This is a genomic window from Exiguobacterium sp. s141, from assembly GCF_018618085.1.
Classification (GTDB): Bacteria; Bacillota; Bacilli; order Exiguobacteriales; family Exiguobacteriaceae; genus Exiguobacterium; species Exiguobacterium mexicanum_A.
Map to the genome: position 1 here is coordinate 657,902 of NZ_JACSLJ010000001.1, position 22,484 is coordinate 680,385.

Genomic DNA, 22,484 nt, shown 5'->3' on the forward strand with positions numbered 1-22,484 from the left:
CCACACTTGTCCAATCCTTTCCCTAATCCTTATTTTGCAGCTTCTTCGAGCGCGCGATTCAATTGGGCATCGTTCGCTTCGTCTTGAATCTCCTCGAGCAAGCGTGACTCGAGCGCCGACGCCGTCGCTTCATTGACGATCCCGTCTTCCGGCAAGTTGTTGTCGGCTTGGAAGGCACTGACGGCACGGCCCATCGTATCACCGAAATAGCCCGGCTGTCCGCCCGGTTCATAGCCGATGCCCGTCAACACGGTATGCAAGTTCGAGACCGCTTCCCCGTAGTCCCCGACTTTGAGCGTATCCGCGTCGGCGAGGATGCGGGTGACATTGAAGTAGTCCGGTTGATCGACCTCGACGTCCGGTTCGATGCCTTTCTCGTTGATCCAGTTCCCGTCCGGTGTGAGCCATTTGCTCGTCGTCAGCTTCAAGTTGCTACCGTCCTCTAAATCGAACGCCGTCTGGACGACGCCTTTCCCGAACGTCTTGTTGCCGATGATCGTGGCCCCGGCACCTTCTTTGAGGGCCCCGGCCAGAATTTCAGACGCCGATGCCGACCCTTCGTCCGTCAAGACGAACAAGTCGTATGGCTTCGCTTCCCGGGCACGGCCGCTCTGCGACTCACGGTCCCCATCCGCATTCTCGATTTGGACGACCGGTTTGTTCGTCGAGACGAATCCTTCGGTCATCTCGATGACGGCAGGGAGCAATCCACCCGGGTTGCCTCGTACGTCGATGATCAGGCTATCGATTCCTTCCGACTCGAGCGTCTCAAGCTGCTCCAAAAACTCATCGGCCGTCGGTTCGGAGAACTGGGTCACCTCGATATAACCGATTTTCTTTCCATCTTGCTCTTTCACTTCCGAGTAGACGGTCTCAATCGGAATCGTATCGCGTGTAATCTCGTAGTCGGCCTCTTGGCCGCCGCGCTGAATCGTCAGCGTGACGACCGTCCCTTTCTCGCCCCGGATGAGTTGAACCGCCTCTTCGACGGCCATCCCTTCAATCGATTCCCCGTCGACCGCTGTGATGACGTCGCCGGCCCGGAGTCCTGCCGCTTCGGCTGGTGCTCCTTTGATTGGAGCGACGATTAAGATGTCTTCTCCTTTCTTCTCCAAAGTCGCGCCGATTCCTTCAAAGCTCGACTCGATTGAGTCGGTGAACTGTGACGTCTCTTCGGCATCGAGGAAGTCCGAGTACGGGTCGTCGAGCGCTGCCGTCATCCCGTCGAGGGCACCGGTCAATAAATCCTCTTCCGAAATATCCTTCAATGAATGCGTCTCGATCAATTGCCGGACTTGGTCGACCTTGTCCCAGCCTTCTGCCTTCGGTTGAATCGGCAACGCCGTATCCGTAAACGCCATCGTCGCGAGCCCTGCACCGGCCCCGGCGACGAATGTGGCGCCGGCTAGTAATCCTGCGGTTGTATTTTTCACGGGTGATTCCCTCTTTTCTCTTTGTCAGTCTTTCATTCAGTATAGCAAAAAGTTCAGAAAAACGGACGCGTTCCACAAATTTGGAACACGTCCGTCTCATCAGTAACCGATATAAGGACCCGGGTCGACCGCATTCGGTTGCCCTGGCGCCCATTGTCCGCGATGTAATTCGAAGTGGAGATGCGGTCCCGTCGACCAGCCTGTGTTGCCGAGCGTACCGACGGTCTGGCCAGCGGACACCGTTTGCCCAGACGAGACCGTGATCGAGTCGAGATGGGCATAGACGGTCGTCCAGACGGCCCCACCGACGATGTGAGAGACGAAGACGACATTGCCATATCCGGTCGCCGGCGCCGCCTTGATGACGATGCCTGGTGCCGCCGCGACGATCGGGGTCCCGGTCGCATTGACGAGATCGATGCCGCGATGCGACTCCGCCACGCCTGTCAATGGGTTTTGGCGAGGACCGAACGGGCTCGACACGTAACCGGACACCGGACGGACGAACGAGGTCGCCGGCCCCGACACATTCGTCGGGGCTTCCGCAGGCGGTGGGGGCGTCGGTGCTGGTGAGGCCGTGGTTTTCTCGTCCGACTGTCCTTTCGCTTCCGCTGCAGCTGCGGCTTTGGCCTCGGCCTGTGCTTTCGCCTCGGCTTCCGCCTTCGCCCGTGCTTCCGCTTCGGCTCGGGCCTGCGCTTCGGCCGCTTCTCGTTCCGCCGTGGCGATCGCTTCGAGCTGTCCGGCGATGATGCGGCTCTGTTCGTTCATGAGCGCCTGCTCTTCGGCACGGCTCATTTTTTCAAGTTCGAGCAGTTCGACCTGTTCGTTCAGCTCCGACAACAAGTCGCGCTTCTGTTCGGCGGCGACGTCGAGCGCTTGTTTCGTCACGACGAGCTCACGTTCTTTTTGTTTCAAGAATGACAGCTGCGTCCGTTGCCGTGCCTCGAGCGTTTCGAGCCGCTCGACTTCATTCATGTAGGTATGTATGAGGTCCCGGTCCTGCTCCGCGATCGTCTGCGCGGTCAACAGCCGCGTCACGAAGTCTCCGAACGAGCGGGACTCAAAGACGACTTGGAGATAGGACCGGTCCTCGTGTACTTGAAGCACACGAAGACGCTCACTAAGGAGCGCCTTCTGGCTTTCGAGGTACTGCCCATGGGCAGCGAGTTGATCACGGGTTTCCTCGAGCTCGGTGCGCGCCGCGTCCGCTTCTTCCTGCTGGACGGCGATCTGTTCACTTAATCCCTCGAGACGTTCATTGACGGCGCGAATCTCTGTCGCTACCGCGTCGCGTTCCGCCTCGGTGATGTTGAGCTCGGCGTCCGTCTCTTCTTGCGCTTTCTTGGACTCCTCCAATTGATTGGATAGACGATCTTGTCGTGCTTTCAGCGTGTCTTTCTCCGTCGCCATGACCGGCGAGGCAAGTAGCGTCAAACTTAATCCAAGCGCAAGCGAACGTTTCATCCGCCAACTCCTCCTCATATTTAAATTAGATTAGACTTTCAAGAACCGACCGAGTGATGTTGTCGAGCCCCAGATCCCGATGAAAGCACCGAGCGCTAAGAGGACGAGTGACACTTGCGTCGTCAAAATCGATGGATCAATCAATTTAAATATATCACTATTCAGTTGATCTAGCGATGGTTGTAAAGCACTATATGCGACGTCATAACCGAAGTAGATGACGGCGATCGGGATGAGCGCGCCGAGCACACCGAGGAGAAGTCCTTCGATGAAGAACGGCCAGCGAATGAAGCTGTTTTTCGCCCCGACGAGGCGCATGATCTCAATCTCGCGACGGCGTGAGAAGATCGTCATCTTGATCGTGTTCGAGATGAGGAACATCGCCATGAGTGTGAGACCGACGATCAACACGAGTCCACCGATGCGAATCCCGTTGAAGAAGGCGAACATCTTGTCGATATAGTCCTGTCCGTATGTGACCTTATCGACGTTGTCGAGTGATTGCACGGCGTCGGCGACCGTCTCCGTCTCGAGCGGGTCTGATGCCTTGACGATATAGCGGTCATGGAGCGGGTTGTCTTTCTCGACCGTTCCATAGGCGTTGGCGTCTTCCCCGAGCTGGTTACGGAAGTTCTCCAGTTCATCCTCTTTCGAGCTGAACGTGACCGATGCGACGCCTGGAATCTGCTCTATATTCTCGCCGAGCTTCTCGACGTTCGCTTCCTCCGCGGTCCGGGTGACGAATACTTGAATCTCGACGTCGTTCTCGACGTTCTCCGAGATCTCATTGACGTTGAACATGACGAGGGCGAACACCCCGACGAGTAACAAGGTGATGGTGACGGCACTGACAGCCGCAAACGTCATCCACCCGTTGCGAAGTGTTCCCTTGAACCCTTCGCGCAGATGACGGATTCCACTTTTAAATATCATAGCCATATGCTCCTTTCTCTTCATCGCGGACGACTTTTCCGTTCTCGATCGCGATGACGCGATGACGGATCTTGTCGACGATATCACGGTTGTGCGTCGCCATGACGATCGTGGCCCCGCGACGGTGAATCTCTTCAAATACTTCCATGATGCCCCAAGCCGTGTCCGGGTCTAAGTTACCGGTCGGCTCGTCGGCGATGATGAGCTTAGGCTTATTGACGATGGCACGGGCGATCGACACACGTTGCTGCTCCCCACCCGACAGTTCGTCCGGATAGTTGCGCGCCTTGTGCTTCAGGCCGACGAGGTTCAACACGTCCATGACCTGTTTGCGCATCGTGCCCGTGTCGGCTTGAACGACCTCGAGTGCGAACGCGACGTTCTCATATACCGTCAAAGACGGCAACAACTTGTAGTCTTGGAAGATGACGCCGAGTTGACGGCGCAGTTTTGGGACGTGGCGGTTTTTCAGTTTGCCGACGTCGATTCCGTCAATCATGAGCTGACCACTCGACGGTTTCTCCTCCCGATAAATCATTTTCATGAACGTCGATTTCCCGGCGCCGGATGGTCCGACGACGTATAAAAATTCGCCGTCTTCGATCTTCAAATCGAGGTCGTCGACTGCGACGACGCCGTTTGGATATACTTTGCTGACTTTTTGCATCGATATCATAACGTATTCCCTACCCTTTTTATATATTTTCCATGCATCTATGACGAATTCTGAATTGGTTTCATCGAATTGATTCGTTAAGTGAATATTTTCGCCTAGCCTCTGTTCTACACGATAAGCACTCGTCCTGTCAAGGGACCCTGTTCGTGCCCACCTATCCAAAAAAGGCGACAGGCGATATTCTTCAAGCGCCTACAATTATAGCAATCGGACTTTTAAATAACCATTACAGGAATGTTTCAGTTGGATGGAGTTCGGTGTGAAATTGTCGCGTTGAAGAATGATTTCACGTCTCGGACACAGATGATGAAACGCACATTCAAAAGATACCTGCATCTGTGAATGCTTCCACTGAATCATGGGCGCTTCATATTTAGTTAAAGGAAATGAAGACAAAAAAAACCACGAGTCGCCTCGTGGTTCCCCATAATTATTTTTTCTCGGCGAGCCAAGCCGCGACAGCCGTGATCTCTTCTTCGTCCTCAATCACGTTCGCAGGCATGGCGCCTTTCCCGTTCTTGATGACTTCTTCGATTTCACTCGCCGACAGACGTGAACCGACGTCCGAAAGTTTCGGACCGCTCATGCCTTCTAGGTTTGCACCGTGGCAGGCCGCACAGTTTTGTGCGTAGACCGCTTCCGCGTCGACCGACGCCGTGTTCGCGCCGTCCCCGTTGCTCGTCGACTCTTCTTCATCGCCACCGCCGCACGCACCGAGCGTGAGCATGGCGCCAAGTCCAATCGCCATCATCCATTTCTTCATAATCAGGTTCCCCTCCTATGTCGTAGAAATAACCTACTTTTACCATTATAGCCGTTATGAACCGCTTTCTAACCTAACTCACGAAAAATACACAAAGATTCCACATGTTAGGGAACGTTGATATAGCGCTTATCGGACGTGAACCCTTGGCCCATCACCTCATGCGCCTCACTGAAGATGAGGAACGCGTCGGGATCGATACGGCGAATGATCTCTTTCAAACGACTCACCTCGTTCTGACGGACGACGACGAGCAACATCGGGCGGTCGAGACGCGAATACGCCCCGATCGCTTGAATCTCTGTCGCGCCGCGGTCGAGCTCATCGAAGACGGCACGCGTGATGACGTCCCGCTGCTCCGAGATGACGTAGGCCATCTTGTCCTGCGTGAAACCGAGCTGGACAAAGTCGATCATCTTGATCGTGATGAACAGGGCGATGAGTGCATATAGCCCCGTCGTGAACGAGAACGTGACAGCGGCAACGAGGACGACCGCCCCGTCGAGGATGGCGATACAGAGGTAGAGCGGGATATGGGTGAATTTATGTAAAATCTGCGCGAGCAAATCCATCCCCCCGGTCGAGGCGCGCCCTCGGAAGATGAGGCCGAGCCCGATGCCGACACCGGCCCCGCCGAACACGGCCGCGAGCAGCGTGTCATTGACGGCGGCACCCGCATCGATCGCTTCATAAAATAAGATCACGCCCGGCAAGAAAATCGACCCGACGAGCGACTTGACGCCGAAGCCGAGCCCGAGAATCATCCATCCGACGAGGAGGAGCAACACGTTCGACACGAGCTGGAACGCCCCCGGCGAGATGTTGAACAGCTCGTACGTGATGATCGAGATTCCGCTGACGCCGCCCGAGGCGAGGTTGTTCGGCAATAGGAACAAACTGAACGCCGAGGCGACGAAGACGGACCCGGTCAGTAAATAGATATAGTCTTTGACGATTTGCTTCATTAAAGGTTTTCTCCTCTACATACAACGTGGCCCAAAGACGTGAGTCCTTGAGCCACTTGCATCACATATTTGTCTTGCGGAGGTATGCGTCGATGAAGCCCATGATGTCTCCATCCATGACGCCGCTCGTGTTCCCTACTTCATAACTCGTGCGGTGGTCTTTGACCATCGCGTACGGGTGGAAGACGTACGAGCGGATTTGGCTGCCCCAACCGATGTCTGTCTTCTCGCCACGGATCTCATCGAGCTTGCGTTGCTGCTCGTCGAGTTCGCGTTGATACAGTTTTGCCTTAAGCATCTTCATCGCCGACTCACGGTTCTTGATTTGCGAACGCTCCGTCTGACACGAGACGACGACGCCCGTCGGCACGTGTGTGATCCGGACGGCCGAGTCGGTCGTGTTGATGTGCTGACCGCCGGCGCCTGACGCGCGGTACGTATCGATTCGGAGGTCTTCGGTCTTGATGTCAACTTCGATGTCGTCATCGAACTCCGGCATGACGTCACACGAGACGAACGACGTATGACGGCGGCCCGACGAATCGAACGGCGAGATGCGCACCAAGCGGTGAATCCCTTTCTCCGCCTTCAAATAGCCGTAGGCGTTATGTCCGACGATGCGGAGCGTGACCGATTTGACGCCGGCCTCTTCGCCTGGCAGATAGTCGACCGTCTCGACTTTCCAGCCTTGCTTGTCCGCGAAGCGCTGATACATACGGAGGAGCATCGATGCCCAATCTTGTGACTCGGTACCGCCCGCCCCCGGGTGAAGCTCGAGGATGGCGTTGTTGGCATCGTACGGTCCGTTCAAAAGGATCTCGAGCTCGAACGCGTCGAAATCGGCCTTGAGCGCCGTGACCATCTCCCCTAACTCGCCTTGCATCTCAGCGTCCGGCTCTTCTTTAATGAGTTCGAGCGTGACTTCGCCGTCTTCATGTCCATCGGCGAGCTCTTGGTATTTGTCGACCATCGCTTTGAGCGCGTTCGACTCGTCGATGACTTTCTGTGCTTTCTCTTGGCTGTCCCAGAAGTCTGGGTACGTCATCTCGTTCTCGAGCTCGGCGATGCGGGCCTGCTTCTCTGTCAGGTTGAGCGATTGGCGATAATTCTCGAGGCGTTTCGCCATCGTCTCGAGTTCGTTGCGAATATCTGAAATTTCCATAGTGTAGGTCACCTTTCCGTAGGAAAGAGGCGAGCGGGCTCGCCTCTTTCAAAATTAAGCCTGTTGTTTGCCGTGGCAGTTTTTGAACTTTTTGCCTGAACCACACCAGCACGGGTCGTTGCGCCCGAGCCGTTGGTCTTCAGAGCGACGGACCGGCTTTTTCTTCACCGGCGTGTCGTCCTTGCCAGACACCGCCACTTCCTCCTCGACGACTTTCTCGCGTCGGAGGTTGTCGCCGACTTCGGCACGGAGCACGAAGCCGGTCACTTCTTCGGAGATGGCCACGTTCATCGCATCGAACATGTTGATCCCTTCCGCCTGATACTCACGGAGCGGGTCGTTCTGCCCGTAAGCGCGCAAGTGAATCCCTTGACGAAGCTGGTCCATATGGTCGATGTGCGCCATCCAGTGCGAATCGACGGCCCGGAGAACGATGATCTTCTCGAACTCGTTGAAGCGTTCCGGCGGCGCGAGTTGGCGTTTCGCCTCATACTGCGCGTTCGTACGTTCGCTCAACAGCTCGATGATCTCTTCGCGCTCTTTGCCGAAGAAGTCCTTGCCTTCGACCGGTTGCTCGAGGGCGAGCGTCTGGTTAGCCCAGTGCGCGAGTTCCTCGATGTTCCACTCTTCCGGCACGAGTTCGAGCGGCGTATATTGCGCCACGCCCGTCTCGACCGTCTCTTGAATCATCGAACGGACGATGTCCGTGACCGATTCGTTCTCGAGGATGCTGGCCCGGTCTTTGTACATGACTTTCCGTTGGTCCGCCATGACGTTATCGTAGCCGAGGAGCTGCTTCCGTGCGTCATAGTTGTTGCCTTCGACACGTTTTTGAGCCGACTCGACCGCCTTCGAGACCATGCGGCTCTCGATCGGTTGCGTGTCGTCCATGCCGAGGCGCTCCATCATGCTCTGGAGGCTGTCAGTACCGAAGCGGCGCATAAGCTCGTCTTCGAGTGACAAGTAGAACTGGGATTTACCCGGGTCCCCTTGTCGTCCGGCCCGTCCACGGAGCTGGTTGTCGATCCGGCGCGATTCGTGGCGCTCGGTCCCGACGATGTATAATCCGCCGAGCTCGATGACGCCTTCGCCGAGCTTGATGTCGGTACCGCGTCCGGCCATGTTCGTCGCAATCGTGACCGCACCTTTTTGTCCGGCGTTCTCGACGATTTCGGCTTCACGAGCGTGGTTCTTCGCGTTCAACACTTCGTGTTTGACCTTCTTCTTCGAGAGGAGCTTGCTCAAATACTCCGACGTCTCGACGGCGACCGTCCCGACGAGGACCGGTTGTCCCGTCGCGTGGGCTGCCATGATTTCGTCGACGACGGCTTTGAACTTGCCTTCCATCGATTTGAAGATGAGGTCCGAACGGTCTTCCCGAAGGATCGGTTTGTTCGTCGGGATCGTCACGACCTGCATGTTGTAGATGTTACGGAACTCTTCTTCCTCCGTCTTCGCCGTCCCGGTCATCCCGGCCAGCTTCTCATACATGCGGAAGTAGTTCTGATACGTGATCGTCGCGAGCGTCATCGATTCGCGTTGAATCTCGACGCCTTCTTTCGCCTCGATCGCCTGGTGCAACCCTTCCGAGTAGCGGCGTCCGTCCATGACCCGACCCGTGAACTGGTCGATGATCATGACTTGGCCGTCGCGGACCATATAGTCGACGTCATGATGCATGACGGCGTTGGCACGAAGGGCGAGCCCGACGTGGTGGTTGACCGAGACGTGCTCGATCGCGAACAAGTTGTCGATGCCGAAGAACTTCTCGGCGAGGTCGACCCCTTTGTCCGTCAAGAGGACCGATTTCGTCTTCACGTCGACCGTGTAGTCGTCCTCGATCTTGAGCGTCCGCACGAACGCGTCGGCCCGTGTATAGAGTTCTGTCGATTTTTGAGCCGATCCCGAGATGATGAGCGGGGTCCGCGCCTCATCGACGAGAATCGAGTCGACTTCATCGACGATCGTGAAGTAGAGCTCGCGTTGGACACGGTCTTCTTTATAAAGGACCATGTTGTCACGCAAATAATCGAAACCGAGCTCGTTGTTCGTCGAGTACGTGATGTCACAGTTGTATGCCGCCTGCTTCTCGACGCGGTCCATGTTCGACACGTTGAGGCCGACCGAGAGACCGAGCGCGAAGTAGAGCGGTTCCATGAGTTCTTTGTCACGGCGGGCCAAGTATTCGTTGACCGTCACGACGTGGACGCCGCGGCCCGTGAGCGCGTTCAAGTACACCGGAAGGGTCGCGACGAGCGTCTTCCCTTCCCCGGTCTTCATCTCGGCGATGTCGCCGTTATGGAGCACGTAGCCCCCAATGAGCTGGACACGGTAGTGGCGCATGCCGAGCACGCGCTCGGACGCCTCGCGGCAGACCGCGAACGCTTCTGGCAAAATATCGTCAAGCGTCTCGCCCTTGTCCAAACGCTCCCGGAACTCAATCGACTTCGCCTGAAGTGCTTCGTCAGACAATGCCTTGATCGGTTCGGCGAATGACTCGACGAGGTCGGCCGCTTTTTCTGCTTTTTTCAATACTCGTTTCTGTGGAGCAAATAAATCTTTCAAAAAGTTCGCCATACGCTTTATCTCCTCTGCATTCACTGAAAAAATGCATGTTTTTTCCCTAATGTACAGTTTAACCGAAGTGACCCTTGCTTTCAAGGACAGGCAAAAGGAAACGGCCCTCCGAGTCGGAGGGCCGTGTGGTTTCAAGGTTGAATTATTCAGGTTCGATCAAGCCGTATTTGCCGTCTTTACGACGGTAGACGACGTTCGTGTTGCCCGTCTCTGCGTCTGAGAAGACGAAGAAGCTGTGACCGAGCATGTCCATCTGAAGAATCGCTTCTTCTGTGTCCATCGGTTTGAGCGTGAAACGCTTCGTCCGCACGAGTTCGAGTTCTGCCTCGTCCTCGTCATAGACGACCACGTCTTCGGGACCTTCGAGTGATTTGAAGTACTCGCCGATACCGCCATCTTTGGCACGCGATTTACGGTTGAGTTTCGTTTTGTGTTTACGGATTTGACGTTCCAATTTGTCGACGACGAGGTCGATTGCCGCGTACATGTCGAGGTTGGTCTCCTCAGCACGGAGCAACAAGTTCGGCATCGGGATCGTCACTTCCACTTTTTGTTTCTCATTGTACACTTTCAAGTTGACGTAAGCCGTCTGTGCATCCGTAGGAGTTGTGAAATACCGAGTCAATTTGTCCAGCTTTTTCTCGACATAGTCTTGGATGGCTGGTGTGACTTCAATGTTTTCGCCGCGAATGTTATAAATCATCTGAACTCCTCCTTAAAATAACCGCTTGACCCAATGATTCGTCAGATTGGACCGAATCTCCTGCTTCATTTCTGAAAAGAAAGTGGAACCAGGTGGCTCATATATAGTATACCCCGAATCCGAATCGTTTGAAAACGTTATCATCAGAAAATAATGACAATTTTGTTCCGACAGGTCCGTCTTCCACGTGAATCGGTAGTATAGAAACAAACTACCCGTTTTACCCGTTCTTAAACGCGATTTTGATTGGGAAGGACATTATGTGAGAAAAACAAAAAAGTCGGCCCCGTTAGGAGCCGACTCGTGGTTCGAAATTATAATTTTGTAACGTTAGCCGCTTGTGGGCCACGCTCGCCATCAACGATTTCAAACTCTACCTCTTGACCTTCGTCAAGTGATTTGTAGCCGTCAGTTTGGATTGCTGAGAAGTGTACGAATACGTCTTTGCCGCCTTCTACTTCGATGAATCCAAAACCTTTTTCTGAGTTAAACCATTTTACTTTACCTACCATGTGTAAATCCATTCCTTTCACCATTGAAGAATACAGAGGCTTTCCCTCTATCGGTAATCTTACCACCTTCTTGCAGGCGTGACAAACACTTTCTCAATTTTTTGCAAACGAATGCTCATTTGGCTTACATTGGAATTGTATTTCCCTACTTTTCATATCACCTTATTGAATTTACATATTTTGTGATATATCATGGAAGGGATGATTTAGGTTTGTGTTCCATCTGTTATGGCCGAGCCTGAAAATCCAATACGAAAAGGACGGTGCAGCTGTATGCGCCCCTACCATTCCGAGGAGAAATACCGGATCACGAAACGGACGGTGGCGATTTTGCCATGTCGAGACATGACGATGCAATCGCGGATCATTCTCGAGGACGGATCTGAGATCATGACGCCGCTCCGGCCCTACCAGCTGTTGCAGCTCTCGTGCCGCCAGTACAGCAGTTCGATCGAGGAACGCATCTTCGTTGCCAAGCGCGTCGCCGGTGTCAAAGGCAAAGTGCCTGTCGTCATCGAACCGACGTCCGGGCTCGTCTTCTTCCCGACGAAGTCCCCGAAGCGCCCTGATTGCGAATGGTACGCCTGGTCCCACATCCGTGACATCTCGAGTGACCCGCTAGAGCCGAACGGCTCGGTCGTCACCCAGGACGGGCACCGGATTCAAACGAACGCGACCGCGTACGTCCTCCGCAACCAGCTGAAAGCGACGGGCGAACTCGTCGCTCGGTTTCAACAATTGAACCAGAACGCCTTGCTCGAATCCTGACCCTTCCGTCGTCCGACGGGAGGTTTTTTTTCTGTCGGTTTCGCTTCACTTTTTGAAAAAGAGGTCGATATATTGGTCGAGGTGACAACTATGCAAATCCAAGCCCCTTTGACCGCGGCCGTCGCGGTCACGGCCGGTATCCAAACGAACCGGGTCTATAAGGCCGAACTCGTCAAACAGACCGGACCCGACTCCGGCATCGTCAAAATCAACGGCGAGCACGTCGAGGTCACGTTCGAGGGCGGGCTCCCGAAGACGAATCCGTTCCAATTGACGCTCGCCGAACAAGACGGCCAGCTGATCGGGACGATCGTCGTCAAGCCTGAGCCGGAGACGCCGGACACTTCGAGCGGCCAACCGGTGAAACTCGATACGAAGATTCAGGCGTTGCTCGCGTCGCTGCCGCCCGAAGTGCGGAGCGCCGTCAGCCGCTTGCTCCAATCAGGACGGTTATCGATGAACGAGGACACGGTGCGACTGCTCGAAACCGTCTTTAAAGGTGACCTGCGCGATGCGGTCCTTTGGCTAAAGACGATCGAGGCTCCCACGCTCCCGCGTGACGTCGCCCGCGACATCGCCGTCGCGTCATTAGATGAAGCGAGACAACTGGTGACTCGTCCGGCGCCCGACGCCCCCTACCCTCAGAAAGAACGGTTCATCGAGCACGTCAACTTGTCGCGTCCCGTCAGCGAACGTTTGACACCGACACCGGAGACGGTCGACCGACTCATCAACGAGTTGCCGGAGCCGCGCCCGACGCGAATCGAGCCGCGCGAGGCGTTGCCGCCCGTTCTCGGCCGACCAGTGCTCGTGAAAGAAGTGACGACACATCTCGCGACCGTGACGAACACGTTCCGAAACGAGCAAGTGACGGTCACGAAACAGCTCGGTCAAGTCGCCGCCCTCGTCGAGACGAACCCGCATCAGGCGCGCCCCGCGCTCGAGACGGTGTCGACACGGCTGACGCAACTCATCCAAAAGACGGACGCCTTGCTACATACGAGCGCGACCCAAGAGAAGGCGCTCGTCGCGATGACGGCGAAACTCGACGTCGCCCTCGGGCTGCTGTCGACGAAACCTGCCGAGAGCGCCGCGCTCATCAAAGAAGTGCGCACCAGCTTGAACGAGTTCCGCTACGTGCCGAACCACGTCCGTCTCGAATACATCCCGCACCAGGCAACCCGCGCCGGCGAACTGCCGCGCGTCACGCCGTTCAAGGTCGATCCGAACCTATCGGGCCGCGTCATCCAAGAGACGGCGCAGCGCGTCCAGGCGTCGACATTGTCATTGAAAGCCGACGCGGCGACACCCGAGGCGCAGCGGCTCGCCTCGTTCTTCCAAGTCCAACAGACGTTGAATCGGCTCGACGGCGGACAGCTCCAGCAGCTCATCCTCGCCTTGCCGGCGAAAGTCCAAGAGATCGACACCGGTATCCACGTCCATATCCAAAACCGTGAGGCCGGCGACGTCGTCGACTGGGAGAACAGCGTGCTCTATATCCGACTCGAGACACCACGTCTCGGAGAGATCGGCGTCAAACTCGAGGCGATCGACCGGAATCTGCGGCTCACGCTCGAACACGATGACCCGGTCGTCGAGACGCTCGCCAAGCCGCTTCTCGGCAAGATCGAGACGACACTCGAGGCGATCGGTTACCGGAGCGTGACGACCCAGTTCCGTCCACTGACGAAGACGGACCGACCGGAGATCGAGCGTCCGACGCTCGAGACGACCGGCTATGATTTCCGCATCTAGGAGGCTGTTATGTATCAACGTATGGATTTGACGAAACGAAAGACGGCCGCCGTCGTCCGCTATGACGAGACGATCGACCGGGCCCCGGTCATCGTCGCCCGCGGCACCGGCGCCGTCGCCGATAAAATTTTAGATGAGGCAAGATCGCGCGGCGTCGCCATCGAGCACGACCACTCGTTCCTTGGCCACCTGCTCGAACTTGACCTCGGGGATGCGATTCCGCCCCAACTGTATGACGTCATGGCCGAAGTGCTATTACTGATCGAAGAACTCGACACCATCAAAGGAGACCCATCATGAATCCGAACCGACTATACGAAATGAGCCCGCAAGAGCTGACCCAAGCGATGCTCCACGCGCTCGTCTACCACTATGAACAAGCCGGGACGGCGACGATCGCCGAACGCAACCGCCACTTGCGCCAGGCACGCGAACTGCTCGCGAAGCTCCACCAAGGACTTCACGACGGCGGCGGCATCATCTCGGCCCAACTCGATGAGCTTTATCTTTATATGGCGAAATCGAGCCTCGAGGCGTTGATCGAACAAGACATGGACAAAATCGAGGAGCTCCACGGCCTCGCAAGTGAGCTCGACAAGACGTGGGGCGAGGCGATCGAGAACGCTCGTCTTCAACCCGTACCTGCAGGAGGAAACCGTTATGAAAATTACCAATAACGTGCAAGCACTCAAAGCGTACTCGTCGCTCACGCTCAACCAGGCGACGATGAAAAAGACGATGGACCGCCTCTCGAGCGGCGTCCGCATCAACAAGGCGTCCGACGACGCGGCCGGGCTCGCCATCTCCGAGAAGATGCGCATCCGTCTCGACTCGCTGTCGATGGCCGAACGCAACACGCTCGACGGCATCTCGCTCACACAGACGCTCGAAGGTGGGATGAGCGAGACACACGCCCTCCTGCAACGGATGCGCGAGCTGTCGGTTCAAGCATCGAACGGGACGCTGAGTGGCGATGACGCCAAAGCGATTCAAGATGAGATTGCTGCCCTCACGGATGAAGTGACCCGGATCGCCGAGACGACCGAGTTCAACTCGAAGAAGATCATGAACGGTGACTTTATCGCCGGCAATGAGACGCTCTTCTTCCAACTCGGGGCCGGTAGCGGCGAGGGCGTCGTCTTGAACGTCGACGACATGCGCGCCGCCGCGCTCGGAATCGATGGCCTTGACGTGACGACCCAGAACGGCGCTACTGCCGCTATCGCCAAGTATGATGATGCCATCAAAGCGGTCTCGCTTGAACGTTCGAAGCTCGGTGCCATTCAGAACCGGCTCGAGGCGAACGTGAGTGTCGTCACGATTGGATCTGAGAACTTGACGGCTTCTGAGTCACGCATCCGCGACGCCGATATGGCGCGCGAGATGATGGATTTCGCCCGTCTCAACATCTTGAATCAGTCCGGTATGGCGATGATTGCCCAATCGAACGCATTGCCGCAAGGCGTGCTACAATTATTGAACTAACCTAAGGAAGGACGGATTCTATGGATATTCGTCGTATCATGGAGACGCAGTCGCTTCACGGCACCGGCAAAGCGAAACGCCCTGAGGCCGAGCCCGGCGTCTCGTTCCAGAACGTCATCGGCCAAAAGCGTGAGGACCGCGAGCACGAGCGTTTCCAGCGCCAAATCGCGGCCATCCACGAGAAAGGCGAGCTCCTCGCCGAGAGCCAGACGGTCGAGTCGCTCGCCGAATATAAACAGCTCATCAAAGACTTTATGAAGGACGCCGTCGATGCGGCGCTCCGCCTCGAGGACAAACGCGGCTTCAACCGCCGCGGTCGCGCCAAGATTTATAAGATCGTCGAACAGGTCGACCAGAAACTGCTCGCGCTGACGGATCAGGTCATCTCGGGTGAGGCGTCACGCTTGTCGCTCCTCGACCAAGTCGGTGAGATTCGCGGTCTGCTCGTCAACGTATACGTGTGAGGTGAGAGAATGGCAGAACATATCTTTTCGAAAAAAGTGAAATGTCCGTATTGTTTGAAGCAGAGCGAGACGCCACGCGTCCTATCGCGCCACGTCCGGCCACAGGAAGTCGCGAAGGACGGATACACGACGTACGACGGTGCCAACCCGTACTTTTATGAGCCGACTGTTTGCAGTCATTGTCACCTCGTCTTCCACGATTCATTCGATAAAGTGAGAAAGACGCATCGTGAGGCGCTCGAGACGGGTTACTTCGATCGGGTCAATGCCGAGGCGCTCAACGGTGATCGTTCGGCCGAACACGTTATCCGCCTCTACAAGTTCGCCGTCATGACAGCTCAACTGAGTGGACAGAAGCCGTCCGTCGTCGCCATGCTCGGTATGCGACTCGTCTGGATGTATCGCCTGACGGGGAATGAGGCGTCTGAGAAGGAATGGATGAAACGGACGCTCGACAAATACAACGAGGTACAGGAGGCGTACACGGATCAAGTCCGGACCGGTCTCCCGTACGACCAGCTCATGCTGCGAATCGCCGACTTGTCGGCCGCACTCGGTCTATATGAGGACGCGCGACGCTGGTACGGCATCTTGCTCGGCAGCAAGGAAGTGTCGGAGCGGATCCGGACCCAGGCCCGATCACACTGGGAAGACTTTAGAATCGAAAACGCCTAAAAGGGAGGGCCGCGGCTCTCCCTTTTCGCATACAAAAAACCGCGCTCTCCACTCTTGGACAAACGCGGTCGGTTCTCTTCATGGGTGAACCCTTAAACCGAAAAGAGATAGACGCGACATGACTTACGTCAAAACCTAAACAGGGCACGCAAGACTGATCGCGGAGTGGCGTCTTAAATGGTTCATTATCCATTATTTTTATCGCGTTCAGATTGGGGTATGCTTAGTAGGAATCCAAAGGAGGTCATTCCATGTTTGAAGCCCGCTATATCGAAACGGTACGCTCGATTTTTCAGGAACAGAAACAGCTCGCCGAGGACGCGTTGAACCAAGTAAACGACGAGGACATGCATCGTGTGCTCGCAAAAGACACACTCTCGCTCACGGTCATCGTGCAGCACATCTCAAACAACATGAAGTCGCGCTGGACCGATTTTTTGACGACGGACGGCGAGAAGCCGGATCGAAACCGTGACGCTGAGTTCGAGGACCAACAACAGTCCCGCACCGAACTGATGGCGACATGGGACGAGCGCTGGCAACTGTTGGACGACGTGCTCTCGAGCCTCACGCCGGAAGACCTTGGCAAGACCGTCTTCATCCGCGGTGAGGAGAAGACCGTCATCTGGGCGATCGAGAAGCAAGTGTCGCACTACAGCTATCACGTCGGACAGATTGTCTTTCTTGCGAAAGTATTCGCTGGCGAGAACTGGAACGTGTTGACGATTCCATTGCCGCATCAACGACAATAAGAGAACGCGCATCGCGAAGATACGCGTTCTCTTATTTGGTTACGTCAATCGTGTATTCATAGCGCTCCTCGGCAATTTTACGGAACTGATCATTATAAGGTCCCTCCACAACAAATGAATAACAAATGGCCGCCCCAGAGAAACTGGTGCGCCCATTTGTTATTTCTCGACGTTGATTGTATATTCGTAACGGGATTCCCCAATCGACTGATAGTTCGCGTCCGACGGCCCGTCGATGACAACTTTCACGTCCTCTAACTCTTCCGGCATCGCTTTGACGAAAAAGAGGACGTTCCCTTCCTTCTTCACTTTCCCGAGGAACTCGCCTCCGACGTCATCCGAGAACCACAAGTCGGCTGAGACTTGTTCGCCCGTGTTCGTCACGAGCGTCGCCTGGTTGGGGTGGAAACTGATGGTGTCGTCAATCGTATTCTCGACGATGACATTCATCGCGACGACTGTCACTTCTTCTTGCCCGTCAAACGAGTCGCGATACGCTTCGTCGACAATGAGTCGGGATGTCTGCACTTTATCGATGGCGAAGTTGACAGAGCCAATCGTCTCTTTGATGTCGAGCGCCTTGTTCTTCATGAAGATTTGGTTTGAACCAAGTTCACTCTCCTGCACTTCTGCTTCTTCTGTTGTGTCTGCCGCTGGTGCTTCCTTCTTCTCTGCCTCTACGACTTCCTCCGTTTCGGTCGCTGTCGTCTTCAGTTCATCGGCTTCTCCGCAGCCTGCAAGCAATGCAAGGGGTAAAGCGAGGATCAATCCGTATCGTTTCATGTTCATCTTAACTCTCTCCTTTTTTCCCGTGAGTGGTGGTCGATAAGATGAGCATACTGGATTGTCTAGCCTGACCGGTGTAAGAAAACGTACAGGGTCGTCACCCTGAATAAATAAAAGCCAAGGTCCGCGATTGGACCTTGACTTCAACTGATTTATCCTCGTGATTTGAGCTCTTCTTCTTCATACGGATCGGGACCGTCTTCGATTGGCGCATCGTCTTCGATGTAAGCTTCAAGTTTCGGGTCACGTTCCACATACTCATCGTACGCCCCTTCTGGACCGTAGACGAAGTAACGACGATCTTTCGACGACTTAGGCTTTACCTTTTTCTCACTCATCTCGTTTCCCTCCCCTTTTCCAGAAAAGAAGCAACGGTTACAGTGGTATTTACCCGATTTTATACGAAAACAGACGTCTTTGCATCCTTACATCCCTATTGAAACTTTTTCCAAATCAAATCGTATACAAAGACAACACATGAATGAGGGGACGAGATAGATGAGTTTATTGAAAACAGGATTCGTTCATGGCGTGAAGTGGTTCACGCCATTTGGGTTTCTTGCAACATATCAGTGGTGGAATGGAAGTATGGAAGGTGTACATAATATGCTCGTCTATGGTGGGATGGCGTTTTTCCTCGGTCTGACGAGTGTCATCTATGAAGTTCGACAGTGGTCGTTCCGGAAGCAGATTCTGATTCATTGGATTACGATGCATGTGACGATTTTGCCGCTCGTTATATTCAGTGGTTTTCTGCCAGTGACGTCGCTTCAAGATGCCCTGTTAGTTTACTTGAAGTTCAATATGAGCGGGCTGATCCTATTTAGCTCGTCCTATTTAATACAAAAGGCACGACGGCAAACTAAAATTTTATGAACGAAAACAGCTCGAAGGCACGCCTTCGAGCTGTTTCATGTTTGTTGATCGAACAATCCTGAGAAATTCGAATCGACGTCTTCGTAGGGGTCAACGTACGACTTGACTGTCTTCCGTTCTTGTCGCGCCGTCCCGAGGGTCATCCCAAGCCGTTGATGCTCGGCCTCAATCAACCGCGCAATTTGTTGACTGTCATCGACGAGCTGACGAATTACCGTCTGGTCGGTGTCCTTCAAGTCCGGTCCGTGCGCTGCGAGCAATTGCTCGCGGTCATCAAGCAACTCATGGATTTGGTCCATCCATGTGTCGTACGTCGGCTCTTCCGGAACTTTCGCCAACAGGTCTTTTAATCGCTGTGTTTTGAAGATAATCTCATCGATGGGTCTCATGCTTGCTTCGCGAGTTTCATCGCTTCCTTCCACGTGTCGCGGAGCTCAGTCGTGAAGTCGAGTACTTCATCGATGATGGTCGTGTCGTTCTTGACGTTCGCATCTACGAGGCGGCGCCACATGTACTCATAGAGAGAGTCCAAGTTTGCCGAGATTTCGATATTTTTGTTGAGCGTCAAGCGCATCTCTTGGAAGATTGCTTGTGTCTTCTGGATGTTCGTGTTCTTTAAGTCTGGATTCCCTTGCTCGATGGCGAGTTTGGCGAGGCGCATGAACTTGAGCGCCCCGTCATACAGCATGAGCGTCAATTCCTGTGGGTTCGCGGTCGTGACCGCGTTGTTTTGATATGCTGCATATGGGTTGGCTACCATTTAAATTCCTCCTCTTACATGCCTCCGCCTAAGAACTGTTGCAGTGAGGCGGCTTGCGAGTTCGCCTGATTCATCGCCGTTTCCATCGCTGCGAAGCGACGGTAATATGCGTTTTCTTTATCAACAAGTAATGCGTTCAAACGTTGAATCCGGGTATCGATTTGAGCCATCTCTCGGCCCATGGAATAGGTTGGAGCACCGGACCCGTCAGTTCCCGCAATTCTAGTAATAGATGTACGTGAGCTTGTCGCAGCATCACGAATCTGCAAAAGTAGCCCGTTCTCCTGGTTTGTAAAGAGTTGATATACTTGCTCTGGATCTTTTTCGATAGCGGCCTTGAGTTTTTCCTCGTTCAACTCAATTTTCCCACCATTTGTAAAGTCTGCTCCTGTCGAGAGTCCAATCTGAAACAACTGCTTCATCTCTGCGTCATTTGTAGCAGACGATGTACTGGACCACTTTCCTCTTAATGTGTCCATAGCCCCGCGAACGATTGTATCATTCTTGAGCAAGCCGCTCATTGCTTTATCTTCCCATTTTTTGATTTCATCTTCAGAAAGTTCATCTTTTTGAGCGCTCGTCAAAGGATTAAAAGATCTATATTTCTCTTCTTTTACTTTTTTGTTCATTAAATCAATTGTTTCATTATATTGTTCCACGAATTTTTTGATGTTATCAAAAACTTTTTGTGTGTCCGTTGCAGCCGACAAAGTGACAGGGTTTCCAGCCGCAAAGGATGACTTTAAAGTAACCGTCATGTTGTCAATCATAACCGTATTTGAACTTTGCGACATAGATATTCCATTTACCGTAAAATTAGCATTAGTACCTTTTACAGGCACAGCTAAAGAATCTATTCCAAAAGCAGTTTTAGTTATTGCGTCTAATTCTATAATCGCATTGTTTCCTGTCTGTTTTTGCGTAAGTGAGAGTTTTCCAGAAATCGGTTCAAAGAATGCAGAAATCCCAGAATCTTTTCCATTTAACGCTGTGACTAAACTTTCCATGGTTGCTTCTTCCGCCACTTTGATTGTTTTAAACGCTCCACCTTCTACAGAACGAATTTGAATTTGATAACCGGATGTATAAGTAGCCGTTGTACCTGTTGGAACGTCTGATCCATCATTCATCGTTACTTTGCCTGTTGTCTCATCATAAGATGCATCAATTGGATTGTTCGACGCATCTTTTAGAGCCACTGTTTCACCTGCACGTGGTTTAGGGGACAACGTCCATTCTTTTGCTGCAGTTGATAAAGTAACCACTTGGGTAGCTGACTGTAAATTCATGTCAGCAACTTTTGTTACTTTTGTCACTACATTTCCGTCCTTATCTTTTGGTTCAACAATTTGCGAAGCCGCAGTTGCTAAGTTGGTAACAGAATCGATACGAATCGCCGTATTTCCACTTGACGGTCCAGCCACAACAGAAACGCGAGATTCATCAGATGAACTAGCCGTTTTCGCATAAAAATTACGGCTAAACATAAGATCCACTGCACTATTTCGAAGTGTCATAAGTGAACGATTGATTTCCCGATATGCGTCACGTTTCCATTCCGTAGACTGTTTTTTTTGTTCAAGCTTATCGACTGGTGCTCGTTCAACTTGCATTAACTGCTTGATAATAGTGTCTGTATCAATACCACTAGCCAGTCCACCAAATCGAATAGGTGTTGTCATACGTTTTCCTCCTTACACACGTTCATCGAATAACCGATTGAATTCCATAAAAGCAGCAAAAAAATCGAGTGATTTCTTACTAGGAATTTCTCTGATTACTTCGTTATTTGTATCTACAACTTGAATGTAGTAATCATTTAACTTTTCGTGCTTAACAAATTTCAGTCCTGTACGTTGCAAATCTAATGAGTGATTGGCTTTCTCAACAGCTACTTCTAATTTTGTAACATGCTGGGGAGTTGGCAAAACTACAATCCCCTCATCAGCTAAGCGTTTTTGAGAGCCTTCAGTGAACATGTTTTTTGTTTGTTCATACGGTAATACCGAAGATGGTAAATGAAGGCGAATTTCCGAAATAGTAGAGCTCATTATTGTACTCCCCTTTGTTATATTCATCATTAGTATCGGCATTATATACACAACTCTTAACTTATTAATCCAAGTCTTTTATCCGCAAATTTATTAAGCTTTTTTACGTTCATTAAAAACGGAATCAATCTTTGAACGATTGATTCCGTTTTTAATTTACAATATGAAATTAGTTTATCTCTCATATTTAGTTGATAATTTGGATAGTTTTCTTCACATATTTTTGCCCGTTTTTTACGGTAATGACTGATTGTCCAGTACTTGCACTTAAAGGTACTGATAGAACACCGTCACTGCTTACAACAACTCTACTTGGAACTGAACTTAAATAGGTGGTGCCAGTCGATCCTAGAGTTAAATCTTCAGTTCTGAATAAATATATCCCTTGAACATATAGAGAATAAGATTCTCCTCTTCTAAGAAAGATTGCAGAATCAGTCACCCGTAATTCTTGAAGTACATTGTAAGGATTCTCTGAAACGGTCACCGTAATCTTGTGACTCATAACCCCATTCTTTACAGTAATGGTTACTATCCCATATGTCGCTCCTGTCGGGACCGTCAACAGCCCCTCGGCGTCCACGCTCACCCGGCTCGGCACAGAGCTCACATATGTCGTTCCCTCTGTGCTCGAGGTGATGTCTCGTTGGCCCGCCGGGTATGTCCCCGTCACTTCGATCTGGTGTGCCGCTCCCCGTTCCAACGACATCTCCGGACCCTTCACGTCAATGCCGCTGAGCACCTTGCTCGTGTCTTCCGCCACCGTCACCGTCAGCTTCTGCACGAACGTCCCGTTTTTCACCGTGACTGTCGCCACGCCATATGTCGCCCCCGCCGGGACCGTCAACAGCCCCTCGGCGTCCACGCTCACCCGGCTCGGCACAGAGCTCACATATGTCGTTCCCTCTGTGCTCGAGGTGATGT

Annotated in this window: 25 protein-coding genes and 1 pseudogene; 9 read left to right on the forward strand and 17 right to left on the reverse strand. The window is 53.3% G+C overall.

What is annotated here, in order from left to right; genetic code table 11:
• Positions 1-29 precede the first annotated feature (29 nt).
• The 10 genes from KNP74_RS03355 to cspD all read right to left on the reverse strand — a co-directional run bounded on the left by KNP74_RS03355 (position 30) and on the right by cspD (position 11,188).
• Positions 30-1,433 carry a S41 family peptidase gene (locus tag KNP74_RS03355; protein ID WP_214763336.1) on the reverse strand — a complete coding sequence of 468 codons (1,404 nt, stop codon included), beginning with the start codon at positions 1,431-1,433 and terminating at the stop codon, positions 30-32.
• A gap of 99 nt (positions 1,434-1,532) precedes the next feature.
• Positions 1,533-2,897 (reverse strand): murein hydrolase activator EnvC family protein, encoded by a 1,365-nt coding sequence (locus KNP74_RS03360; RefSeq protein WP_214763338.1) that lies wholly within the window; start codon positions 2,895-2,897, stop codon positions 1,533-1,535.
• A 30-nt stretch (positions 2,898-2,927) separates the two neighbouring features.
• Positions 2,928-3,830 carry a permease-like cell division protein FtsX gene (ftsX, locus tag KNP74_RS03365; protein ID WP_214763339.1) on the reverse strand — a complete coding sequence of 301 codons (903 nt, stop codon included), beginning with the start codon at positions 3,828-3,830 and terminating at the stop codon, positions 2,928-2,930.
• Positions 3,820-4,506: a cell division ATP-binding protein FtsE gene (ftsE, locus tag KNP74_RS03370; RefSeq protein WP_214707244.1), complete on the reverse strand. Its 687-nt coding sequence runs from the start codon at positions 4,504-4,506 to the stop codon at positions 3,820-3,822. The genes ftsX and ftsE overlap by 11 nt, the downstream gene beginning before the upstream one ends.
• 430 nt (positions 4,507-4,936) lie before the next feature.
• Complete coding sequence (gene cccB / locus KNP74_RS03375) at positions 4,937-5,269, reverse strand: cytochrome c551 (protein ID WP_021065416.1); 333 nt, start codon at positions 5,267-5,269, stop codon at positions 4,937-4,939.
• Between the two features lie 107 nt (positions 5,270-5,376).
• Complete coding sequence (locus tag KNP74_RS03380; RefSeq protein ID WP_214763340.1) at positions 5,377-6,234, reverse strand: YitT family protein; 858 nt, start codon at positions 6,232-6,234, stop codon at positions 5,377-5,379.
• A gap of 61 nt (positions 6,235-6,295) precedes the next feature.
• The gene (gene prfB, locus KNP74_RS03385; protein WP_214763342.1) at positions 6,296-7,396 is read right to left on the reverse strand and encodes a peptide chain release factor 2; all 1,101 of its coding nucleotides are present in this window, start codon (positions 7,394-7,396) and stop codon (positions 6,296-6,298) included.
• Between the two features lie 54 nt (positions 7,397-7,450).
• Positions 7,451-9,973: a preprotein translocase subunit SecA gene (gene secA, locus KNP74_RS03390; RefSeq protein WP_138859058.1), complete on the reverse strand. Its 2,523-nt coding sequence runs from the start codon at positions 9,971-9,973 to the stop codon at positions 7,451-7,453.
• Between the two features lie 142 nt (positions 9,974-10,115).
• Positions 10,116-10,676, reverse strand: coding sequence for a ribosome hibernation-promoting factor, HPF/YfiA family (hpf, locus tag KNP74_RS03395; RefSeq protein ID WP_021065412.1), 561 nt, complete (start codon positions 10,674-10,676; stop codon positions 10,116-10,118).
• A 314-nt stretch (positions 10,677-10,990) separates the two neighbouring features.
• Positions 10,991-11,188, reverse strand: coding sequence for a cold-shock protein CspD (gene cspD / locus KNP74_RS03400; protein WP_021065411.1), 198 nt, complete (start codon positions 11,186-11,188; stop codon positions 10,991-10,993).
• Between the two features lie 273 nt (positions 11,189-11,461).
• On the opposite strand from cspD, the gene KNP74_RS03405 reads away from it, so the two are divergent.
• The 8 genes from KNP74_RS03405 (at position 11,462) to KNP74_RS03440 (ending at position 17,087) form a co-directional block, all read left to right on the forward strand.
• Positions 11,462-11,956: a competence protein ComK gene (locus KNP74_RS03405; protein WP_214707226.1), complete on the forward strand. Its 495-nt coding sequence runs from the start codon at positions 11,462-11,464 to the stop codon at positions 11,954-11,956.
• A 90-nt stretch (positions 11,957-12,046) separates the two neighbouring features.
• Positions 12,047-13,711, forward strand: coding sequence for a hypothetical protein (locus KNP74_RS03410; RefSeq protein ID WP_251130068.1), 1,665 nt, complete (start codon positions 12,047-12,049; stop codon positions 13,709-13,711).
• A gap of 9 nt (positions 13,712-13,720) precedes the next feature.
• Positions 13,721-14,011, forward strand: coding sequence for an EscU/YscU/HrcU family type III secretion system export apparatus switch protein (locus KNP74_RS03415; RefSeq protein ID WP_214763346.1), 291 nt, complete (start codon positions 13,721-13,723; stop codon positions 14,009-14,011).
• Complete coding sequence (locus tag KNP74_RS03420; protein WP_214763348.1) at positions 14,008-14,388, forward strand: flagellar protein FliS; 381 nt, start codon at positions 14,008-14,010, stop codon at positions 14,386-14,388. The genes KNP74_RS03415 and KNP74_RS03420 overlap by 4 nt, the downstream gene beginning before the upstream one ends.
• Positions 14,372-15,196, forward strand: a complete 825-nt coding sequence (locus KNP74_RS03425) for a flagellin N-terminal helical domain-containing protein (RefSeq protein WP_214763350.1) — start codon at positions 14,372-14,374, stop codon at positions 15,194-15,196. The genes KNP74_RS03420 and KNP74_RS03425 overlap by 17 nt, the downstream gene beginning before the upstream one ends.
• A gap of 20 nt (positions 15,197-15,216) precedes the next feature.
• Positions 15,217-15,660, forward strand: coding sequence for a YaaR family protein (locus KNP74_RS03430; RefSeq protein WP_114166765.1), 444 nt, complete (start codon positions 15,217-15,219; stop codon positions 15,658-15,660).
• A 9-nt stretch (positions 15,661-15,669) separates the two neighbouring features.
• Positions 15,670-16,335 carry a DUF2225 domain-containing protein gene (locus KNP74_RS03435; protein ID WP_214763352.1) on the forward strand — a complete coding sequence of 222 codons (666 nt, stop codon included), beginning with the start codon at positions 15,670-15,672 and terminating at the stop codon, positions 16,333-16,335.
• 251 nt (positions 16,336-16,586) lie between these two features.
• Positions 16,587-17,087, forward strand: coding sequence for a DUF1572 family protein (locus KNP74_RS03440; protein ID WP_214763355.1), 501 nt, complete (start codon positions 16,587-16,589; stop codon positions 17,085-17,087).
• Between the two features lie 159 nt (positions 17,088-17,246).
• Here KNP74_RS03440 and KNP74_RS03445 read toward each other — a convergent pair whose 3' ends face one another.
• Positions 17,247-17,876, reverse strand: coding sequence for a DUF4352 domain-containing protein (locus KNP74_RS03445; protein WP_214763356.1), 630 nt, complete (start codon positions 17,874-17,876; stop codon positions 17,247-17,249).
• A 149-nt stretch (positions 17,877-18,025) separates the two neighbouring features.
• Positions 18,026-18,211 (reverse strand): hypothetical protein, encoded by a 186-nt coding sequence (locus KNP74_RS03450; protein ID WP_029595024.1) that lies wholly within the window; start codon positions 18,209-18,211, stop codon positions 18,026-18,028.
• A 160-nt stretch (positions 18,212-18,371) separates the two neighbouring features.
• Between KNP74_RS03450 and KNP74_RS03455 the strand changes: the two genes are divergently transcribed.
• Positions 18,372-18,749, forward strand: a complete 378-nt coding sequence (locus KNP74_RS03455) for a DUF3021 family protein (RefSeq protein WP_214763360.1) — start codon at positions 18,372-18,374, stop codon at positions 18,747-18,749.
• A 35-nt stretch (positions 18,750-18,784) separates the two neighbouring features.
• Here the strand turns inward: KNP74_RS03455 and KNP74_RS03460 are convergent, their stop codons facing one another.
• The 5 genes and pseudogenes from KNP74_RS03460 to KNP74_RS03480 form a co-directional block, all read right to left on the reverse strand.
• Positions 18,785-19,138: a flagellar protein FliT gene (locus KNP74_RS03460; RefSeq protein ID WP_214763362.1), complete on the reverse strand. Its 354-nt coding sequence runs from the start codon at positions 19,136-19,138 to the stop codon at positions 18,785-18,787.
• Complete coding sequence (gene fliS, locus KNP74_RS03465; RefSeq protein ID WP_214763364.1) at positions 19,135-19,509, reverse strand: flagellar export chaperone FliS; 375 nt, start codon at positions 19,507-19,509, stop codon at positions 19,135-19,137. The genes KNP74_RS03460 and fliS overlap by 4 nt, the downstream gene beginning before the upstream one ends.
• A 14-nt stretch (positions 19,510-19,523) precedes the next feature.
• A complete protein-coding gene (gene fliD / locus KNP74_RS03470) occupies positions 19,524-21,191 on the reverse strand; it encodes a flagellar filament capping protein FliD (protein WP_214763366.1) in 1,668 nt (555 codons plus the stop codon).
• 12 nt (positions 21,192-21,203) lie between these two features.
• Complete coding sequence (locus KNP74_RS03475) at positions 21,204-21,560, reverse strand: flagellar protein FlaG (RefSeq protein WP_251130069.1); 357 nt, start codon at positions 21,558-21,560, stop codon at positions 21,204-21,206.
• A 187-nt stretch (positions 21,561-21,747) separates the two neighbouring features.
• Positions 21,748-22,484: pseudogene (locus KNP74_RS03480) on the reverse strand (Ig-like domain-containing protein); the annotation flags it as partial.

What these genes read in the sequence shown, in the direction of transcription:
- KNP74_RS03360 (WP_214763338.1), bottom strand. Translation starts at nt 2,897, where the DNA reads ATGAAACGTTCGCTTGCGCTTGGATTAAGTTTGACGCTACTTGCCTCG.
- ftsX (WP_214763339.1), bottom strand. Translation starts at nt 3,830, where the DNA reads ATGATATTTAAAAGTGGAATCCGTCATCTGCGCGAAGGGTTCAAGGGA.
- ftsE (WP_214707244.1), bottom strand. Translation starts at nt 4,506, where the DNA reads ATGATATCGATGCAAAAAGTCAGCAAAGTATATCCAAACGGCGTCGTC.
- cccB (WP_021065416.1), bottom strand. Translation starts at nt 5,269, where the DNA reads ATGAAGAAATGGATGATGGCGATTGGACTTGGCGCCATGCTCACGCTC.
- KNP74_RS03380 (WP_214763340.1), bottom strand. Translation starts at nt 6,234, where the DNA reads ATGAAGCAAATCGTCAAAGACTATATCTATTTACTGACCGGGTCCGTC.
- prfB (WP_214763342.1), bottom strand. Translation starts at nt 7,396, where the DNA reads ATGGAAATTTCAGATATTCGCAACGAACTCGAGACGATGGCGAAACGC.
- secA (WP_138859058.1), bottom strand. Translation starts at nt 9,973, where the DNA reads ATGGCGAACTTTTTGAAAGATTTATTTGCTCCACAGAAACGAGTATTG.
- hpf (WP_021065412.1), bottom strand. Translation starts at nt 10,676, where the DNA reads ATGATTTATAACATTCGCGGCGAAAACATTGAAGTCACACCAGCCATC.
- cspD (WP_021065411.1), bottom strand. Translation starts at nt 11,188, where the DNA reads ATGGTAGGTAAAGTAAAATGGTTTAACTCAGAAAAAGGTTTTGGATTC.
- KNP74_RS03405 (WP_214707226.1), top strand. Translation starts at nt 11,462, where the DNA reads ATGCGCCCCTACCATTCCGAGGAGAAATACCGGATCACGAAACGGACG.
- KNP74_RS03410 (WP_251130068.1), top strand. Translation starts at nt 12,047, where the DNA reads ATGCAAATCCAAGCCCCTTTGACCGCGGCCGTCGCGGTCACGGCCGGT.
- KNP74_RS03415 (WP_214763346.1), top strand. Translation starts at nt 13,721, where the DNA reads ATGTATCAACGTATGGATTTGACGAAACGAAAGACGGCCGCCGTCGTC.
- KNP74_RS03420 (WP_214763348.1), top strand. Translation starts at nt 14,008, where the DNA reads ATGAATCCGAACCGACTATACGAAATGAGCCCGCAAGAGCTGACCCAA.
- KNP74_RS03425 (WP_214763350.1), top strand. Translation starts at nt 14,372, where the DNA reads ATGAAAATTACCAATAACGTGCAAGCACTCAAAGCGTACTCGTCGCTC.
- KNP74_RS03430 (WP_114166765.1), top strand. Translation starts at nt 15,217, where the DNA reads ATGGATATTCGTCGTATCATGGAGACGCAGTCGCTTCACGGCACCGGC.
- KNP74_RS03435 (WP_214763352.1), top strand. Translation starts at nt 15,670, where the DNA reads ATGGCAGAACATATCTTTTCGAAAAAAGTGAAATGTCCGTATTGTTTG.
- KNP74_RS03440 (WP_214763355.1), top strand. Translation starts at nt 16,587, where the DNA reads ATGTTTGAAGCCCGCTATATCGAAACGGTACGCTCGATTTTTCAGGAA.
- KNP74_RS03445 (WP_214763356.1), bottom strand. Translation starts at nt 17,876, where the DNA reads ATGAACATGAAACGATACGGATTGATCCTCGCTTTACCCCTTGCATTG.
- KNP74_RS03450 (WP_029595024.1), bottom strand. Translation starts at nt 18,211, where the DNA reads ATGAGTGAGAAAAAGGTAAAGCCTAAGTCGTCGAAAGATCGTCGTTAC.
- KNP74_RS03455 (WP_214763360.1), top strand. Translation starts at nt 18,372, where the DNA reads ATGAGTTTATTGAAAACAGGATTCGTTCATGGCGTGAAGTGGTTCACG.
- KNP74_RS03460 (WP_214763362.1), bottom strand. Translation starts at nt 19,138, where the DNA reads ATGAGACCCATCGATGAGATTATCTTCAAAACACAGCGATTAAAAGAC.
- fliS (WP_214763364.1), bottom strand. Translation starts at nt 19,509, where the DNA reads ATGGTAGCCAACCCATATGCAGCATATCAAAACAACGCGGTCACGACC.
- fliD (WP_214763366.1), bottom strand. Translation starts at nt 21,191, where the DNA reads ATGACAACACCTATTCGATTTGGTGGACTGGCTAGTGGTATTGATACA.
- KNP74_RS03475 (WP_251130069.1), bottom strand. Translation starts at nt 21,560, where the DNA reads ATGAGCTCTACTATTTCGGAAATTCGCCTTCATTTACCATCTTCGGTA.